We start from the raw sequence: 14,345 nt of genomic DNA, 5'->3' as shown, positions 1-14,345 counted from the left end.
ATAATCAAATAATATGAAACGGTGCACATCAATTGTGCACCATTTTTGGTAGAAAGTTTGATTGCTATAGTGCTGAAATAGCAGTTAAAGCTGCTAGGGGGAGAATTGCACCGCCCAGACCTGCGCCAAAACCGCCGCCGTATCCAACACCGGCGCCATAACCAGGTACTGCACCATATCCAACTCCTGCACCGTATCCGGGTCCCACTCCATAGCCTCCATACCCGTAACCATATCGGGAATCACTTTCCTGACTATTAGATTCTTCCTCTCTGTCATGGTCAAAAAGCAAATAAACATGTTTATTATCAACATGATCGAGAATACCTTTATATTCATTTTGATCAACGGTGATTATCCTTACTCTTTTTTTCAGTAATCCTAGGCTACGATTATAAATATCATTCACGTGAGTATGAAGGTGTTCCGGGTATTGGTAATTCATTGGTGTTTCAGCTTGTTGATTGTAGTTATTGTTATGCATAGCTATTCACTCCTTCAGTGATTTCAATGTTAGGATATTCGACTAGAGAGAATATGTGCATTCATCCATTTTTAACTTTTTCGTTATCGTGATTTAATGATTTATCGACAATTTCTACAAACGATTTACAAACTTTAGTCGTATTTTGTCAATTTAAAATATTCAAATAATATCTTGACAAGTCTTAACTTGTTGATTAGAATATAGGGTAATAGGGGGTCGGAATTGTGAATGCTACCTCACCTGAAACGAGATCATTAAAAAAGAACGTTGCTCAGGCTTATAACAAGATTAATCAGGATTTTTATGCAACTGGAGTGATAAGTCAGAGGATCAATGTATTTTGTGATAGGCTTATTATTTTTGCACAGCATAAACGAATTCCGGCATTTAAAGCGTTGAGTGAAAACTTTAGGGAACTGACAACTTTTGCTGATGCAGCGCTAATTGTTGAGTTCAAATCTAAACTGAAAAAAGAGATTGAAGAAGTAACTGGTCTTAAAGTAGTTTCTGTCTTAAAAGATTATGATACGGTGACAGAACATGCGTGTTGCGTAATAATATTTGAAACAAAAAACATAGAACTTCTTTAACTTCGTGGAACCTAAACGCTTGGTCGTTTATTTTCCATACAGTTGCTGGAGCGGTTACATATAATCTTTGTTTTACGAGGGTTTAGTTAAACCGCAGATTTAGGATTTTTCCTGTAGATTAATTTATGGGGATTTTCCGAATCTGCGGTTTTTTATATAAAATTTTTTATAAAGGAGGTGATTAGCTATTAAGTAGCTTTTGCAGTGTAACAAGAGTTATATAAAACCAACACTTACTATATATATAAATAAAGGAGAGAGATTAAATGGACTTAATTTTGAAAAATGCTGTTATTCCTCAGGGAGATCGGAAAGTACAAACAAACATTATGGTAGATAACGGAGAGATTGTCGGGTTTGCGAATTCGTTAGTTGGTTTATCGGCTGATGAGGTAATTGATATCAAAGGAAACCTTGTTGTACCAGGGTGTATTGATCCACATACACATTTTATGGATCCAGGATTTACCCACCGGGAGACATTTGCGACAGGAAGCAGATCTGCTGCAGCGGGTGGAATTACGACCCATATTGACATGCCATGCTGCAGTAAACCTTCTGTACGGGATGGTGAAAGTTTTCATAAAAAGCTTGCCCCACTTAAAGGTCAAGCCTATGTGGACTTTTGCTTTTGGGGTGGAATGACGGGTGAAGATGTACGTGAGGGCTGGCTGGATAATATTTATCCTCAGATTGAAGAGGGAGTCGTTGCTTTTAAAGTTTACATGACACCTTCTGTCCCGTCGTTTCCAAAAGTAACGGATGGAGAGATGCTTGAAATCTTCAGTCATATTGCAAAAACAGGATTACCAATAGGTGTTCATGCAGAAAACTATGATATTTGTACGTTTTATACCGAAAAGTTGAAGAAAGAGGGACGTATGGACGGTCCTGCGTGGGCAGAAGCAAGAATGGCTCTTGCTGAAAAAGTTGCAATCCAACTAATTATCAGTTTTGCGGAAGCAACTGGAGCACGTGTTCATGTCGTTCACATGAGTACGAAAGAAGGGGTAGAGCTCGTCAGGGATGCGAAAAAGCGTGGCGTAAAAGTGACAGCGGAAACATGTCCACACTATCTCGTTCTCAATGCCCAGGATTCGATGACTGAACGTGGAACTTTTGCTAAAATTGCTCCACCACTTAGGGAGAAAGAAGATAATGCAGTTTTTTGGCAGGCGCTTGGTGATGGTACGGTTGATTTTATTGGGACTGATCACGCACCATATGAAATTGCAACTGAAAAAGATGCTCCAGATTCTGATACGTGGAATAGTTTTCCTGGAATTCCTGGGGTTGAAACGATGGTTCAGATACTCGTTAGTGAAGGCTTAAACAAAGGGCGTTTGTCACTTTCTAGATTTGTTGAAGTTACAAGTAGAAGCGCTGCTATCCATTATGGTATTTATCCAAAAAAAGGATCGTTGGAGCTTGGTAGTGATGCTGATTTTACAGTAATTGATTTAGATCGTGAATATACGATTGATGAACAAAAAACGGAATCAATGGCAAAATACAATCCACTTCACGGAATGAAATTAAAAGGAAAACCAATCCAGACGATTGTCCGTGGAAAAGTTATCTATGATGAAGATGACGGGGGTATCTTAGGGGAGCCTGGTTATGGTCAATTTGTTAAACGACAAAGCATTCAGCGATTAGACCGCGGAATAAAATTTGAAACATATGAACCATCTGCAAAAGAAGCCGAAGCGCAGCAAAGAATAGAAAAGGCGTTAAGCAGAAATTAGAGAGGGGTGATTTACGATGACAGAACTAAAAGGTAACAAGCATGCACTTGTTGTTATTGATATGTTAAATGACTTTATTGGTGAAAAGGCATCCCTTAGATGTGAAAGTGGAGAAAAGATTGTGCCTGAAATCAGGGGAGCAATTGACTTTTGCCATGAAAACGCCATACAGGTCATCCACGTCCAGGAGGCTCATCGGAAAAATGATGCGGACTTTAAAGTAAGACCAGTACATGCAATTAAGGGAACATGGGGTTCACAGTTTGTATCTGAGCTTGAACCGGAAGAGGAAAAAGGGGATTACGTGGTACAAAAACGCCGACACAGTGCTTTTAGCTTTACTGATTTCGATTTATTTTTAAGAGAAGAGAAAATTGACACGGTTGTGCTTACAGGTGTTTGGACAAATGTGTGTGTGAGAAGCACCGCGTCTGATGCTCTTTATCATGGGTATAATGTTATCGCTTTGTCTGATGCAACAGCATCGAAAGACGATGATATGCATCGTTCTGGTCTCCGTGACATGGATTTATTCGGAGAAATCATGACTGCAGAAGACTATAAAAAAGCTGCCAAGAAAAAATTCTCCCATAACCAGCAGACTGTTTAATAAAGTTTTGAAAGTGGCCGAATGATGAGGGTCATTGTCGGCATAACTGGAGCAAGCGGATCATTGTATGGATATACATTGATTCGCGCCCTCCACCAAATGGGAATTGAAACGCATTTAATTGCTACTGAAATGGGAGTAAAGGTAATGCAATTTGAATGCGGAGTGAAAATCAAAGACTTAAAAGAGTATGCGATCATTCATGATAATCAAAACCTGTTTGCTTCAGTGGCAAGTGGATCTTTTAAGACGGATGGAATGGTCATTGTACCCTGCTCAATGAACTCATTGGGTGCAATTGCTAACGGAGTGGGGGATACACTTTTAAGTCGTGCAGCCAGTGTTGTTATGAAGGAAAGAAGAAACTTTATCATCGTGCCGAGGGAAGCCCCGTTTCATGTTATTCATTTAAGAAACATGACTTCACTAGCCGAAGCTGGGGTATCAATTTTACCAGCAAGTCCAGCATTTTATAATCGTCCAACTGAAATTTGGGAACTTGTCAATTTCATGGTTGCTCGTATTCTTGATGAACTGGGAATTGAACATGAATTAATGGAAAGATGGGGTGAACAGAATTGAACCCCCTCACTATGAGAGAGTTGCTTGCCGATTGGGAAAGCCGTGGTTTACTTTATCGAATAAAGAAAGAAGTGAATGCAGAGTATGAGCTTGGTGCAGTTGTAAGGACGCTTAAGGGGGAACAACCTTTTCTGTTCGACAATGTTAAAGGTTATTCCGTACCAATGGCTGCTGGTTTGGGAGGAAGCCGCAAATTGATGGCAGATAGTATTGGTATTGATGAAACGGAATTGATTCCGAAAATCATTGATTCAATTATCAATCCAATTCCAACGAATAGGGTGCCAACAGGTCCGGTTCATGAAAATGTTGTGACAGGTCCTTTTGATTTAGACGATTTTTTTCCTATTCCTACCTTTCATACAGAGGATTGTGCACCTTACTTTGTCTCCGGGGTATTAGTTGTTAACGACCTAGAAGGTAAAAAGAGATATACCTCTATCCGGAGAATGAAGTTCATTGGAGAGAATAGAACGAATATTGTGATCACGTCACCTGAGCTTAGGAGACAGTATGCTTATTTTGAAGAACGAGGAGAGCCAATGGAAGTTGCAATCATGCTTGGTGTTGTTCCAGCAATTGTCTTAGCGTCTCAGGTTAGTACTCATTTACACCACGCAGATAAATTTGATATAGCAGGTGCACTTCTTGGGCAACCACTCGATGTTGTTCGGTGCAAGACAGTCGATATTGATGTGTTGGCAGAAGCAGAATTTGTAATGGAGGGAAAAATCCTCCCACATGAAAGGGATCAGGAGGGTTCTTTTGGCGAGCTTGGTGGTTATTATGGTGGTAATGGACCACAGCCAATTGTTGAAATGTCGGCAATAACCTATAGGAATAACCCAATTTCACAAACTATTTTCCCTTCAAGTTCAGAGGAGAGGCTGCCGATGTGTCTGATCCGTGAAGTGACGTTGTTTAGTACGGTTAGACAGGTTGTAGAAAATGTTAAAGCTGTCCACATCACATTGGCTGCGGCTGCTCGTTTGCATGCTGTGATTCAGATAGAAAAAAAGTCAGAAGGTGATGCCAAGCAAGCCGCAATGGCGGCCTTTGCAAGTGATAAAGACTTGAAGCATGTTGTTGTGGTAGACGATGATGTAGATATTTTTAACCCTGAAGATGTTGAGTGGGCGATTGCTACTAGGTGCCAAGCCGATCTGGATGTCTTTATAGTACCCGGGGCAAAGGGATCCCCCTTAGAGTCATCCCACAATTTAAGAGGCGTATCGGCGAAGATGGGAATAGACGCTACATACCCATTATCCGAAAAGGAACAATTTAAAAGAACATCTGTCCCGATTCAGAAAATCAATTTAAACGATTATCTGTAAGCAAATGATCAAGATGGGAGAGTAAATAGATGAGCGCAATAGGATTAGTCGAAACAAGAGGCCTGACCCCAGCCATAGAAGCATTGGATTCAATGGCAAAAGCAGCAAACATCCGCTTAGTCGATATGAAAAGAGTTGGCTCAGGTTTAATAACAGTGATTATTGAAGGAGATGTTTCTGACGTAAGCTATGCAATAGAAATAGGAAGACTTGCACCCGAACGAACAGGTGGAGAACTTATTTCATACTGCGTGATTCCAAGGCCACATTCAGAGTTGAAAAAAATCCTGTAAAGGGGGTGTAAACATTGTCGGATGTCATGAAACAGGTTGTACAGGAGATTTTGCAGGGAGATAGAAAGCCAGTAACTAGTCAGGATAATGATGCAATACAGAAGAAGTCGGAGCTAGACATCCCACTCCAAAATATTAAACGACCAAACTATCAACTTTTAAACAAAACGCAAAGACTTTCGTTCGATGCGAAGAATGTAGGTAATACTGCGTCTTCATCTAAGCCTGCTGATAAAGCCATAAAAAGCCGCAGTGTTTCTTTACTACCGAAACAGTTTAATGAAGAGTCTATTTCGAAATTACATTCCAAGTCTCTTGTCCAGGGTAATGTTCCAACTAAAAGTAAATCGTATTCTCAACAGTATACTGGTAAGGCAAAATCTTCAAGAATAATAGGGACCATCAAAAAAGGGGGATGTGTCTGGTTTTTCCCACAACTAGCTGAGGATTTGATGGGAAGTTTTCAACGATCACTCAATAGTGTGGCGGTAGGTGTCGTAAAAATGCCTGAATGTCTACCAAGCCATATTTTGTTAATTAATGAAATTATCCGAAACAACCAGGATGTTAAATTTCATATAAGTTGGAATAAAGATGGTCAGACTCCGTTCACAGCAGAATTATATGATGATGATGTGGATCGATTAGAGAAAATAATGAATGATATTTTTCAAAAGTTAAATCGACGTTCGTTGAAACAGTACGAAGCATATACAGCGATATCACCTAGTCCGTGGTTGTCAAAGCAAATGAACATTACACCGTCTACAGAAGCGATTGCTTTTCTGGAGGGGATATCCTACTACTCTAGTATCTTGCTTATGGATACGCTATTGAAAAGTTTTGAAAGCAGTGATTTCACCTATGAAATCAATAGCAATTATATATTTTTTGAAGGGAATTATCACGTGATTTCCAAGATGGTTGCAGAATTAAAAAAAGAAGCAGCGCGTTTAGTAAGCTCTGACATGATCATGTAATTCGTGGAGAGAAGGGTGAATGGAATGACAGCACTTGGACTTATAGAAACAGTAGGATATACAACGGCAGTTTACGCAGCTGATGCTGCAGTGAAAGCAGCCAAAGTAGAAATAGTGGGTATGGAAAAGGTAATAGGTGTTAAGGGGTATGTGAGCGTAACCATCCATCTAACAGGAGATGTTGCGGCTGTTACCGCGGCAGTGGAAGCTGGAAAAGCACAAGCTGAAGCAATTGGTGAAATTATTTCCACGGAAATAATTCCGCGTTTGCATTCAGACGTCCAGGCAAATCTGGTGAACAAGTTTTTACTTAAAAAAGAACCAAAAACAAAGAAAAAAGCTCCTTCTAAAAAGGTGAATAAGGAACAATTAAAGGCTGAAGAAAAGAATGAGGATCCAGTCTCTGAGAAACAAACAAGGAAAACAGATGATGGAAATGAAGTATAAGTTCGTTACTATGAGGAGGTTTTTATAATGGGAGAAGCTTTAGGACTGATTGAAACAAAGGGACTTGTTGGGGCAATAGAAGCAGCAGATGCAATGGTAAAAGCAGCTAACGTAGAAATATGTGGATATGAAAAGGTTGGTTTTGGTCTCGTAACTGTAATGGTCCGGGGCGATGTTGGTGCAGTAAAAGCAGCAACTGATGCAGGTGCCGATGCTGCAAGTAGAGTTGGAGAACTGGTTAGTGTGCATGTTATTCCTAGACCTCACAGTGAAATTGAGCGTGCGTTACTTTCTAAAGGAGAATAAGCGTGCTGCTTAACCGGCAGAGTTCAGTTGTGGATTTGACTTTGCGGGAACTTTTGATGAGGAATAGGAATGGAACTACTGCTGCATCCGGCAAAACCGTGCTCGCCATACTTTTTTTTCATATTAACGGGATGGATAGAGGACTTAGCAGTTTAAGAGAATTGCATGAAAATAATAGTAATGTGAGAGTTCGGATTTGTGCTGAACAGCAGGTTTTTGAAAACTATAATGTTGCTGAACTTGCTGGGTTAATAGGCTCTGATGATTGGATCTCCCTTAAGGATCTTGATTGCAGGAAGGAAGAAATCAGTCATTTTTACATTCCTGTCCTACCTTTTTCAACCGTAACAGATTTATTGAATTTTAACGATGCGCGCCCATCCATCCGGATCCTGTTGTGGGCATTGATGACAGGGAAAAAAGTGAGTGCATTTGCCGCAGGAGCTGATCCTTATCATTCTATATGGAAGGAAGCGGAAATGGACAAGGGAACAGCCTTCCTAAAGCATGAAATGAAAACAAATTTACAGAAATTAAAAGGATATGGAATTGACCTATTGAAAAATACCGATGACATTCAGCGGTATTTTCAAAAGAAGAATTATCAGGTTATAACTGCAGAGGAAATTAAAAGACAAGCTGATGCTGGTTTACGAAGCATGAAACTAGAAAAAGGCACAATCATAACACCCCTGGCACGCGATTTTGCTAGAAAATATCAAATCGAAATTGGTGAGAAATGGGGCGGTAAATAGGATGGAAATGGGGATTGTGGTTGGGAGAGTTACTGCAACCAGAAAAGATGAAAAATTAGTAGGAACCAAATTACTTATAACACAATCAATCGGCCTAGATGGAGCCCCGCTGAGTTCTCCCCCAATAATAACAGTAGATACTGTCGGAGCGGGTATTGGCGAAAAGGTGTTTTTTGTCAAAGGGAGTATGGCTTCTCGGGCAATGAAAAACAAGGATGCACCAGTAGACGCAGCAATTGTAGGAATTATTGATAGTTTTGAATGTGAGATTTTGAAAGGGTGACAACTAGCTATGCAGGCTGAAAATATAAAAGAAGCAATTCAGTGGAGAAAACTAATTGATGTCCTACTAGATTCTAATCAATTTGCTGACCTTGTTCTAAAAGGTGGCTATATAATCAACACGGTCACTAGGGAAATATATAAAGCTGATGTTGCAATCAAAGGTGAATACATACTAATGGTTGGTGATGTTAGTGCTCTAGTTGGAAACAAGACAAAGGTTGAGGATATAGATGGGAAATTTGTTTCTCCTGGATTTATAGATTCTCATATGCATTTTGAAAGTGCGATGTTAACATGTACAGAATTTTCCCGTTTATCAATTCCAACTGGGACAACCACAATAATCGGTGACCCACATGAAATTGGAAATGTTCTCGGTGTTCATGGTATGCAGGAAATGATTAAAGAGGTAAAAACACTTCCAAATCAGGTATATTTCACAGTTCCGTGTGCTGTTCCTGATGCGCCGGGTCTTGAAACACCTGGTTTTGAGGTGAATTCTAAACATATGGCCGAATTATTGAGCGACCCACACGTGCAGGGAATCGGTGAAATTCAGAGCTTCAGTAATATTCACCCAGTCTATGAAAATGCTCCAGAGCTCATAGATGATCTTGTTGCCGCTGTTTCCTATGCAAACAGTGTAGGTAAAACAGTGGAGGGCAATGCGCCAGGTTTATTCGGAAAAGAATTAGCTGCACATATTATCAGTGGGGGTACACATATCTCCTGTCACGAAACAACTACAAAAGAAGAAATGGTTGAGAAACTTCGCTATGGCGTTAGTGTATTCATGCGCGAGGGATCCTCACAAAGAAATATGGCAGAATGTATTCGTGCCATAACAGAAGAAGGTTTGGATTCAAGGCGGGCTATGCTTGTATCTGATGATATGGTACCAGAAGACCTACTAAAAGACGGCCATATGAATGATCTCATCAGACGTACTATCGCACAGGGAGTTGATCCTGTAGAAGCGATTCAGATGGCAACAATTAATCCTGCGACGCATTTTGGGTTTAAAGACGTTGGAATTTTGGCTCCAGGAAAACGTGCAAATATTGCTGTGATTAATGATTTGAACAAAATGACAATTGATCAGGTTTATCTTAATGGGAAAAAGGCGGCGGAAAAAGGGGCACTAACTATTAATCTTGGCTCGTATACATACCCGGAAAGTGTCAAGAAATCAGTCAAAAGAGGTCCCGTTAAAGCTGACGACCTCTTTATTAAGGCAAAAGCAAAAGCTGGTCGTGCCCGGGTGCGTTCAATCGTTGCTATTCCGGACCAGAACCTGACAGGTGCAGAAGAATTTAATTTGAATGTATTGGATGGCATTGTACAGCCTTGCTTGAAACAGGATGTTCTTCCATTAATTGTAATTGAACGACATGGCAGAACAGGAAATATTGGTAAGACTTTCTTAAACGGATTTTCTCTTCAAAGCGGAGCAATAGCCGAAAGTGTTGCACACGACACACATAATATAATTGTGACGGGAACTAATTACGAAGATATGGTAACCGCTGTTAATCGAGTTATAGCAATGGACGGTGGTATTGCCATGATTAAAGAAGGAAAAGTTGTTGGCGATTTGACGCTTAGGGTAGGTGGTTTAATCACGGATGAGCTGAGTGGTAAAGAAGTAAGTGATAAAATATCAGAACTGACAAAACTCGCTAAAGACGAACTAGGTTGCGGTCTTCATGTCCCATTTATGCACTTGTCATTCTGGTCCCTTGTGACGAGCCCGAAGTGGAAAATTACGGATATGGGGTTAGTTGACGCAGATAAATTTGAAATTATTCCAACAGTTATTGACTAAGGAGGTGGACCATGACAGTTAGATTAGTAGATCTTTCACAGGAAATCTATCAGGGTATGCCCGTTTTTCCATTACATCAGCCTACACTAATCTTTCCGAATATTTCTCATGAGGAAAGTAAGGAAAAAATAGGGTTTGAATTTGCGACTAACAATCTGTTAATTAATGAACACGGACCAACTCATACTGATGCAACGTATGAATATGACCCAAATGGAAAATACATTGATGAAATGCCTTTGGAGTATTTCTATGGACCTGCTGTTTGTCTTGATGTTTCACACATCTCGCCAGATGATTACATCACCTCTGCCGAATTGGAAAAAGCGTTGAAAAGGTCACAGCAGGTACTGGATAAAGGTGATATCGTCCTGCTGTATACAGGTCATTACAATCGGAAGTATGGAACAGAAGAATGGTTAACACGTTACGCAGGACTTGATTATGAAGGTGCCAAATGGCTGGCTGAAAAAGGTGTGGTAAATATAGGTATTGACGCACCGGCAATTGACAATCCAAAGGACGCAAAATTTTCAGGTCACCTTATCTGCAGGGAATATGGGATGACGAATACGGAAAATCTGGCCAATTTGAACGAGGTAGCAGGTAAACGCTTTCTCTATTTTGGTTTACCCTTGAGGATCAGAAAGGGAACAGGTTCTCCAATTCGAGCCGTCGCAGTTTTTCTGGACTCGTAGAAATGATTGGAGGAGAAAGTTTTCACATCCATGAATTGAGAGTCGGAAAACGAGCGCCGAAGTGTGAAAATCGAGCGGCAGGGGGAGGGAAACGAGCGGTGAAGAGGTGAATTCGAGCGCCGAAGAGTCAGTGCTCGAATTCGGGTAGTCAGTGCTCGATTCCGTCAGGTTGGTGCTCGAATTCGGGTAATCCACGCTCGATTCCACCGCCCCAACCGAATGGTGCAGCACGATATTCGGTTTAACTCTACAAGAAAACCAGACAAGATTTATAGGGGGTAACAATGTGAGTTATGCACAAAGAAAAATCAAACAGGAAATAATAATTCCGCCATATGAAGCCAGAAGTGCTGTGTTAAAGCCTGGAGAAGAGCTGGTAATCATTGATGTTGATGGGAAGCAGGTCGGCGATTTTGTATGCTTTAACAAACAGGATCCAAAGGAATTCGTATCACCTGTTCATATGCGGGCTTCTCTCAGCAGCATCCGTTTACAAGTTGGGGATCCATTATACAGTAACAGACGTCGTCCATTGATGACGTTTGCTGAAGATACCGTTGGAAAACATGATTTCTTTTTTCCTGCTTGTGACTATTTCCGTTACAAGGTGGATTATGACTCAGATGATCATCCAAATTGTCATGATAACTTAAAATTGGCTTTAGAAATGTATGGATTGGGTGGTGAGCCTGTTCCGGATCCAATTAACCTGTTTATGAACAATGTTTTAAATGACCTGGGAGATTATGAAATTAACGAACCATTATCGAAGCCAGGTGATTTTGTCAGGCTAAAAGCGCTAGAAGAGGTAGTGATTGCATGTTCAACATGTTCCCAGGACATGGCACCTGTAAATGGTTGGAAAGTGACATCACTGAAAATGCAAATTATGGAGGCAAACTAAATGGATGCCATACATTTTTTGCAAAATATGATTAGACATGATAGCTCCAACCCCCCTGGTAATGAGCACACTATTGCAAATCTATTTGCTGAAAGATGCGAAGAGGTAGGTATTCCATATAGTCTTACAAAGATAGCTCCTGGAAGAAGTAATTTTGAGATTGTGTTAAAAGGTAAGGAAAAAGAAAATCTGTTGTTTTGCGGGCATATGGATACAGTTTTACCTGGTGAACAACCGTGGAAGTATTCCCCGTTTTCAGGTGAACTAGATGGTAATCGGATTTACGGTCGGGGCGCATCGGATATGAAAAGCGGGCTTTGTGCCATGTTTCTGGCAGTTGAGTCACTATTTAAGGATAAGATAACACCGCCAATGGGTATTAAATTTTTAGCAACTGCGGGTGAAGAAGTTGATAGTTGCGGAGCTCAGCATTATTTACAAGAACAAAGTTTTGATGATGTGAAGGCTATCGTGATAGGAGAGCCAACTGATGAAAAAGTGGTAGTTGGACATAAAGGTGCTTTATGGCTGGAAATTGTAACTGTTGGAAAAACAGCTCATGGTTCTATGCCTGAAAATGGCATCAATGCAGTAGAGTGGATGCAGCCTGTTATGAAAATGATAGAGGCATTAAAATCAACCTGGAAAATAGCTGCCATCCCACTGGGAGAAAGCAGTTTAGCTATCACAAAAATTAATGGTGGCGTACAAACAAATGTGATTCCGGATCGTTGCAGTTTGCATGTTGACATTAGATCCATTCCACCACAATCACATGAGCAGCTACTCACCGAAATGAAGCAACGTTTAAAAGAACTATTTTCAACAGATAATTCTCCAGATTTTCATGTCAATATGCTACTGGATCGACCTTCAATTTTGACGGATAAGTCAGCCGGAATTATAACTACAGCATTAGCCATCAAAGGACAAGATTCAGTACACGGTGTTTCCTATTATACAGATGCAGCTGTTCTTAACCCTAATAGCCGAATCCCAACTTTGATTTACGGACCAGGAGACGAAGAACTAGCACATCAGCCTAATGAGTATGTCGATATAAACGCATATTTACGTTCTATTGATTTTTATAAGACATTAGCACTTGATTTTATCTCATTATCAACCTAGCGAGATTGAGTAAGGGGGGATTGCATGTCTACCATTTTAGTGAAGAATGCTCAAATTATTACGATGAATGCACAGGAAGAAATTGTCCGTGGGGATTTGTATATTGAAAACGACAGAATAACAAAAGTTGGTGGGGATCTGGGTTTTATGGCTGACAAAGTGATTGATGCGACAAATAAAACCGTTATACCTGGATTTATCCAAACCCATTTACATCTTTGTCAAACATTATTTAGAGGTCAAGCTGATGATTTAGAATTAATGGATTGGCTACAGAAAAAAATCTGGCCGTTAGAGGCTGCCCATGATGAAGAATCAAGTTATTACTCTGCAATGCTTGGGCTTGGCGAACTGATTCAAAGTGGAACAACAACCATCGTTGACATGGAAACTGTGAATCATACCGATGCAGCTTTTCAAGCAATGGCTGAAAGTGGAATGCGCTGTTTAGCAGGAAAGGTAATGATGGACACAGGGGACGATTTACCTGATTTACTTAGGGAAAATACAGCAAAATCAATCCAAAAGAGTGTTGATCTTCTTGAAAAATGGCATCAGTTTGATAATGGTAGGATCCAGTATGCGTTTTGCCCACGATTTGTTGTTTCCTGTACAGAGGAATTGTTAATTGAAGTACGTGATTTATCCAAGTATTATCAGGTTAAAGTGCATACCCACGCCTCAGAAAACAGGGGAGAAATACAAATCGTCGAGGAAAAAAGAGGGATGCGAAATGTTGTTTATCTCGATCATATAGGGTTAGCTAATGAAAACCTTATATTAGCACATTGTGTATGGCTTGATGATGAAGAGAAGCGCATCATTAAAGAGCGTGGAATAAAGATGAGTCACTGCCCTGGATCTAATTTGAAACTGGCTTCAGGTATAGCTGATGTACCTGATCTATTGAAGGCCGAAGCGAATGTTAGTTTGGGTGCGGATGGTGCCCCTTGCAATAACAATCTGGATATGTTCAATGAGATGAGACTAGCGTCACTAATACAAAAGCCGAAACATGGACCAACGTCTATGGATGCAAGAACTGTCTTCCGGATGGCAACAATCGGGGGAGCAAAGGCTGTTGGGCTGGATCATGAAATTGGAAGTATTGAAGTTGGCAAAAAAGCCGACCTGGCAATTTTGGACCTGGTTAATTTTCATACATATCCATCATTTGACCTTGATCCTATTGCCAGAATTGTATATTCAGCAACAAGAGCAGATGTTGTTACAACAATTATTAATGGCAAGGTCGTTATGGAAAACAGAGATACAAAAACAATCGACAAAGATAGTGTGCTTTATGAAGCAAATAAATCAATTGCAAGGCTCTTAAAACGGATTCCCTCAATTGTAAAAATTTAGGT

Annotated in this window: 17 protein-coding genes; 16 read left to right on the top strand and 1 reads right to left on the bottom strand. The window is 40.3% G+C overall.

Going from position 1 to position 14,345, the window contains the following annotated elements; all coding sequences use genetic code 11:
* Window positions 1-64: 64 nt before the first annotated feature.
* The gene (locus tag ACOI1D_RS13755; RefSeq protein ID WP_422501862.1) at window positions 65-484 is read right to left on the bottom strand and encodes a hypothetical protein; all 420 of its coding nucleotides are present in this window, start codon (window positions 482-484) and stop codon (window positions 65-67) included.
* A gap of 227 nt (window positions 485-711) precedes the next feature.
* Here ACOI1D_RS13755 and ACOI1D_RS13750 point away from each other — a divergent pair, with 227 nt between their 5' ends.
* The 16 genes from ACOI1D_RS13750 (at window position 712) to ACOI1D_RS13675 (ending at window position 14,343) form a co-directional block, all read left to right on the top strand.
* On the top strand, window positions 712-1,077 hold the full coding sequence (locus tag ACOI1D_RS13750; protein WP_422501861.1) for a Na-translocating system protein MpsC family protein: 366 nt from the start codon (window positions 712-714) through the stop codon (window positions 1,075-1,077).
* A 266-nt stretch (window positions 1,078-1,343) separates the two neighbouring features.
* Entirely contained in the window at window positions 1,344-2,825 is a 1,482-nt protein-coding gene (gene allB, locus ACOI1D_RS13745) for an allantoinase AllB (RefSeq protein ID WP_422501860.1), read from the top strand.
* Between the two features lie 16 nt (window positions 2,826-2,841).
* A complete protein-coding gene (locus ACOI1D_RS13740) occupies window positions 2,842-3,435 on the top strand; it encodes a cysteine hydrolase family protein (RefSeq protein ID WP_422501859.1) in 594 nt (197 codons plus the stop codon).
* Window positions 3,436-3,456: 21 nt separating this feature from the next.
* On the top strand, window positions 3,457-4,017 hold the full coding sequence (locus ACOI1D_RS13735; protein WP_422501858.1) for a UbiX family flavin prenyltransferase: 561 nt from the start codon (window positions 3,457-3,459) through the stop codon (window positions 4,015-4,017).
* Between the two features lie 11 nt (window positions 4,018-4,028).
* Window positions 4,029-5,354, top strand: coding sequence for a UbiD family decarboxylase (locus ACOI1D_RS13730; protein WP_422501857.1), 1,326 nt, complete (start codon window positions 4,029-4,031; stop codon window positions 5,352-5,354).
* A 29-nt stretch (window positions 5,355-5,383) separates the two neighbouring features.
* Window positions 5,384-5,647, top strand: coding sequence for a BMC domain-containing protein (locus tag ACOI1D_RS13725; RefSeq protein WP_422501856.1), 264 nt, complete (start codon window positions 5,384-5,386; stop codon window positions 5,645-5,647).
* 14 nt (window positions 5,648-5,661) lie between these two features.
* On the top strand, window positions 5,662-6,627 hold the full coding sequence (locus ACOI1D_RS13720; protein WP_422501855.1) for a hypothetical protein: 966 nt from the start codon (window positions 5,662-5,664) through the stop codon (window positions 6,625-6,627).
* Between the two features lie 24 nt (window positions 6,628-6,651).
* Window positions 6,652-7,074, top strand: coding sequence for a BMC domain-containing protein (locus ACOI1D_RS13715; RefSeq protein ID WP_422501863.1), 423 nt, complete (start codon window positions 6,652-6,654; stop codon window positions 7,072-7,074).
* Between the two features lie 27 nt (window positions 7,075-7,101).
* Window positions 7,102-7,380, top strand: a complete 279-nt coding sequence (locus ACOI1D_RS13710) for a BMC domain-containing protein (protein ID WP_422501854.1) — start codon at window positions 7,102-7,104, stop codon at window positions 7,378-7,380.
* Between the two features lie 56 nt (window positions 7,381-7,436).
* On the top strand, window positions 7,437-8,135 hold the full coding sequence (locus tag ACOI1D_RS13705) for a hypothetical protein (protein ID WP_422501853.1): 699 nt from the start codon (window positions 7,437-7,439) through the stop codon (window positions 8,133-8,135).
* 1 nt (window position 8,136) lies between these two features.
* Window positions 8,137-8,418 carry a EutN/CcmL family microcompartment protein gene (locus ACOI1D_RS13700; RefSeq protein WP_422501852.1) on the top strand — a complete coding sequence of 94 codons (282 nt, stop codon included), beginning with the start codon at window positions 8,137-8,139 and terminating at the stop codon, window positions 8,416-8,418.
* A gap of 9 nt (window positions 8,419-8,427) precedes the next feature.
* Window positions 8,428-10,245 carry an adenine deaminase gene (locus ACOI1D_RS13695; RefSeq protein WP_422501851.1) on the top strand — a complete coding sequence of 606 codons (1,818 nt, stop codon included), beginning with the start codon at window positions 8,428-8,430 and terminating at the stop codon, window positions 10,243-10,245.
* A gap of 11 nt (window positions 10,246-10,256) precedes the next feature.
* Window positions 10,257-10,943, top strand: coding sequence for a cyclase family protein (locus ACOI1D_RS13690; protein ID WP_422501850.1), 687 nt, complete (start codon window positions 10,257-10,259; stop codon window positions 10,941-10,943).
* Window positions 10,944-11,229: 286 nt separating this feature from the next.
* Window positions 11,230-11,847, top strand: coding sequence for a DUF1989 domain-containing protein (locus ACOI1D_RS13685; RefSeq protein ID WP_422501849.1), 618 nt, complete (start codon window positions 11,230-11,232; stop codon window positions 11,845-11,847).
* Window positions 11,848-12,978, top strand: a complete 1,131-nt coding sequence (locus ACOI1D_RS13680) for a M20 family metallopeptidase (RefSeq protein WP_422501848.1) — start codon at window positions 11,848-11,850, stop codon at window positions 12,976-12,978.
* A 24-nt stretch (window positions 12,979-13,002) separates the two neighbouring features.
* Entirely contained in the window at window positions 13,003-14,343 is a 1,341-nt protein-coding gene (locus ACOI1D_RS13675; protein ID WP_422501847.1) for a 5'-deoxyadenosine deaminase, read from the top strand.
* Window positions 14,344-14,345: the final 2 nt, after the last annotated feature.

The organism is Virgibacillus sp. DJP39 (assembly GCF_049310925.1).
Lineage (GTDB): Bacteria > Bacillota > Bacilli > Bacillales > Amphibacillaceae > Virgibacillus_F.
The sequence above is the reverse complement of the archived record's forward strand: the minus strand, read 5'-3'. Positions and strand labels throughout refer to the sequence as shown.

What these genes read in the sequence shown, in the direction of transcription:
- ACOI1D_RS13705 (WP_422501853.1), top strand. Translation starts at nt 7,437, where the DNA reads ATGAGGAATAGGAATGGAACTACTGCTGCATCCGGCAAAACCGTGCTC.
- allB (WP_422501860.1), top strand. Translation starts at nt 1,344, where the DNA reads ATGGACTTAATTTTGAAAAATGCTGTTATTCCTCAGGGAGATCGGAAA.
- ACOI1D_RS13730 (WP_422501857.1), top strand. Translation starts at nt 4,029, where the DNA reads ATGAGAGAGTTGCTTGCCGATTGGGAAAGCCGTGGTTTACTTTATCGA.
- ACOI1D_RS13725 (WP_422501856.1), top strand. Translation starts at nt 5,384, where the DNA reads ATGAGCGCAATAGGATTAGTCGAAACAAGAGGCCTGACCCCAGCCATA.
- ACOI1D_RS13715 (WP_422501863.1), top strand. Translation starts at nt 6,652, where the DNA reads ATGACAGCACTTGGACTTATAGAAACAGTAGGATATACAACGGCAGTT.
- ACOI1D_RS13675 (WP_422501847.1), top strand. Translation starts at nt 13,003, where the DNA reads ATGTCTACCATTTTAGTGAAGAATGCTCAAATTATTACGATGAATGCA.
- ACOI1D_RS13755 (WP_422501862.1), bottom strand. Translation starts at nt 484, where the DNA reads ATGCATAACAATAACTACAATCAACAAGCTGAAACACCAATGAATTAC.
- ACOI1D_RS13710 (WP_422501854.1), top strand. Translation starts at nt 7,102, where the DNA reads ATGGGAGAAGCTTTAGGACTGATTGAAACAAAGGGACTTGTTGGGGCA.
- ACOI1D_RS13695 (WP_422501851.1), top strand. Translation starts at nt 8,428, where the DNA reads ATGCAGGCTGAAAATATAAAAGAAGCAATTCAGTGGAGAAAACTAATT.
- ACOI1D_RS13740 (WP_422501859.1), top strand. Translation starts at nt 2,842, where the DNA reads ATGACAGAACTAAAAGGTAACAAGCATGCACTTGTTGTTATTGATATG.
- ACOI1D_RS13690 (WP_422501850.1), top strand. Translation starts at nt 10,257, where the DNA reads ATGACAGTTAGATTAGTAGATCTTTCACAGGAAATCTATCAGGGTATG.
- ACOI1D_RS13680 (WP_422501848.1), top strand. Translation starts at nt 11,848, where the DNA reads ATGGATGCCATACATTTTTTGCAAAATATGATTAGACATGATAGCTCC.
- ACOI1D_RS13735 (WP_422501858.1), top strand. Translation starts at nt 3,457, where the DNA reads ATGATGAGGGTCATTGTCGGCATAACTGGAGCAAGCGGATCATTGTAT.
- ACOI1D_RS13700 (WP_422501852.1), top strand. Translation starts at nt 8,137, where the DNA reads ATGGAAATGGGGATTGTGGTTGGGAGAGTTACTGCAACCAGAAAAGAT.